This is a genomic window from Pseudoalteromonas sp. 78C3 (genome assembly GCF_002836695.1).
Taxonomy (GTDB): domain Bacteria; phylum Pseudomonadota; class Gammaproteobacteria; order Enterobacterales; family Alteromonadaceae; genus Pseudoalteromonas; species Pseudoalteromonas arctica.
Genome location: NZ_PJAV01000023.1, coordinates 1 through 2815 on the forward strand (window position 1 = coordinate 1; position 2815 = coordinate 2815).

Annotated in this window: 3 protein-coding genes; all 3 read right to left on the bottom strand. The window is 39.7% G+C overall.

What is annotated here, in order from left to right; all coding sequences use genetic code 11:
- Positions 1–22: 22 nt before the first annotated feature.
- A complete protein-coding gene (gene pseF / locus CXF76_RS00500; RefSeq protein WP_024589832.1) occupies positions 23–709 on the bottom strand; it encodes a pseudaminic acid cytidylyltransferase in 687 nt (228 codons plus the stop codon).
- 2 nt (positions 710–711) lie between these two features.
- The gene (pseC, locus tag CXF76_RS00505; RefSeq protein WP_101162784.1) at positions 712–1872 is read right to left on the bottom strand and encodes a UDP-4-amino-4,6-dideoxy-N-acetyl-beta-L-altrosamine transaminase; all 1161 of its coding nucleotides are present in this window, start codon (positions 1870–1872) and stop codon (positions 712–714) included.
- A gap of 10 nt (positions 1873–1882) precedes the next feature.
- The coding region (gene pseB / locus CXF76_RS00510; RefSeq protein WP_101162786.1) for a UDP-N-acetylglucosamine 4,6-dehydratase (inverting) at positions 1883–2815 on the bottom strand (933 nt) is incomplete at its 5' end.

Consider the following 2815-nt stretch of genomic DNA (forward strand, 5'->3'; position numbering starts at 1 on the left):
GCATCAGCCCTAATTACGACCTTTAGCATTCAATCGCTCGGAACAAAGCTTCTGCCAATTCCCAATCTTCAGGTGTATCTATGTCTTGTACTCGTTTACGTGGTAACAAAACAGCCTTCGACCTTGTCCCAAAAATAGCTTTTTTTGCTATAAATGCCTTCGCAGTGCCCCAATAAAACTGCCCGGCATCATGGTATGCTTCTTCGAGATCTTGCGAACGAGTATTTAAATGTTCTGGCTGAAACATTTCAACACATTGTGCATCATTAAGCTTTAAAGCTCGTTGAATTGGAAAAGGAAAACTTGTTGCACTGAAGGCGTAATCTATATTACTCGATGTCAGCTCTATAAATCCGCGCTGGATAAACTCAGGTATTAAAAAAGGAGCGGTTGCATATATACAACATACATTTTCAACACCCCATTCCTGTAACTCGGTATACTCGACAGCATGCTTTATTACATCAAGCGTAGTTGCATAATCATCCGCAATATTAGCAGGGCGCATAAATGGCACTTCTGCCCCATATTGTATTGCAATATCAGCTATTTCAGTATCATCTGTAGAGACAATTACTTTATCAAAACACTTGCTGTCTAAAGCCGCTTCAATCGAATAAGCAATCATTGGCTTACCGTGAAACTCTTTGATATTTTTGCGAGGTATACGCTTACTTCCACCACGAGCAGGAATAATTGCTATATTCATGATTAGGCTTCTAATATTAGTGTTAGCTTACTGATAACTTCGTCTTGCTGCTCATGGGTCATACCATGAAACATCGGCAATGAAATAGCATTGCTGTAATAACTCTCTGCATTTGGAAAGTCACCTTGTTTAAAGCCCATTTTTTGGTAATAAGGCTGTAGGTGCACTGGAATATAATGCAGGTTAACACCAATACCGTTTTCTCTTAGCTCGTCAAACACTTCTTTATGCGTTTTGCTAATTTCATTTAGGTTTAGACGAATAACATATAAATGTAAGCCAGAATAAGTGTTAGGCAACTGATAAGGCAGTACAATCGGTAAACAGGCCAGCTTATCGTAATAACGCACTGCCAATTCATGACGTGCGGAAACGAACTCACTTAAGCGGCTCATTTGCGAAACACCGAGTGCAGCTTGCAGCTCCGTCATGCGGTAGTTAAAACCTAAATCCACTTGCTCATAGTACCAACCACCATGCGATGCATTTTCCATTAATGCTTCGTCACGTGTTATTCCATGGCTTCGGTAAAGTGCCATTTTGTCTGCAAGTGCTTTGCTATTAGTTAATGCCGCACCACCTTCTGCAGTGGTAACAATTTTAACAGGGTGAAAGCTAAACACGGTAATATCACTGTATTCACATGAGCCAATTGGTAGTTCTAAATAACGTCCACCTATTGCATGTGAAGCATCTTCAATGACTTTAAAGCCATATTCTATAGATAACGCATGGATTGCTTTCATGTCACATGGCTGACCACATAAATGCACTGCAACTACAACTTTAGGCAAAACACCTTCTTTTTTAGCACGGATAAGCTTTTCTTTTAATGCTACAGGACAAAGATTATAAGTTGCGGGATCTATATCAACAAAATCTACTGATGCGCCACAATACAAACCACAATTAGCTGAGGCTACAAAAGTGACAGGTGTTGTCCATAATATATCACCGGCCCCTAATTCAAGCGCTAAACAAGCAATATGCAAAGCTGACGTTGCACTATTAACAGCCAAGGCATGATTGGCGCCGCTTGAATCCATCAGTGCACGTTCAAACGCAGGGACTTGTGGCCCTTGCGTCAAAAAGTCCGACTTTAATACATTAACCACAGCATCAATATCTGCTTGAGTTATATCTTGCTTTCCATACGGTATCATTTAGCTATCTCTATACTTCAAACGATGGGTCAACATGTTCAACAATAAGCTCACGCAAGCCTTCAATTGTTTCCCACTCAGTGTTTGTTCCTGAGTTGTATTTAAAACCAAATGGTACTTTTTCAGCTTTATGGTGAGCAAGGTATTCTTCTTCGGTATATGTATACGATACAGAGGGTAAAATTGCGTAGTAAGGACCCAAATCAATCGTATTTAACGAGTCAGTATCTGTAATCATTTCTTCATGTAGTTTTTCACCTGGGCGAATACCTACATCACGCGTTTCGCATTCAGGTGCTACGGCTTCTGCGATGTCTAAAATTTTGTATGATGGGATTTTAGGGATGAATATCTCACCACCAAGATGATTACCCAAGGCAAACATAACTAGATTAACGCCGTCTTGAAGCGATATATTAAAACGAGTCATTTCATTGTGTGTGATTGGTAAAATACCTTCTTTTCGTTTTTCTAAAAAGAAAGGAATAACAGAGCCACGAGAACCCATTACATTACCATAACGAACAACGCTGAATTTAATGTCTTTCGAGCCGCGAATGTTATTAGCAGCAGCAAATAATTTGTCTGATGCAAGTTTAGTGGCACCGTATAAATTAATTGGTGCACATGCTTTATCTGTCGATAGCGCTACAACATCTTTTACACCACACGCTAATGCGGCATGAATAACATTTTCAGCACCATCTATGTTTGTACGAATACATTCTGTTGGATTGTATTCAGCGGTATCAACCTGCTTAATTGCTGCTGCGTGAATAATGACATCTACACCTTCACACGCTTGCGTTAAACGTTCTTTGTCGCGAACATCACCAATAAAAAAACGTAATTGCGGGTAATCGTATGCTGGGTACTTTTGTTTTATTACAGACTGCTTTAATTCATCGCGCGAATAGATGATTATTTTTTTTACATCTGGGTA

Excerpts from the sequence above, each read along its gene's own strand:
- pseC (WP_101162784.1), bottom strand. The coding sequence starts at position 1,872 with ATGATACCGTATGGAAAGCAAGATATAACTCAAGCAGATATTGATGCT.
- pseF (WP_024589832.1), bottom strand. The coding sequence starts at position 709 with ATGAATATAGCAATTATTCCTGCTCGTGGTGGAAGTAAGCGTATACCT.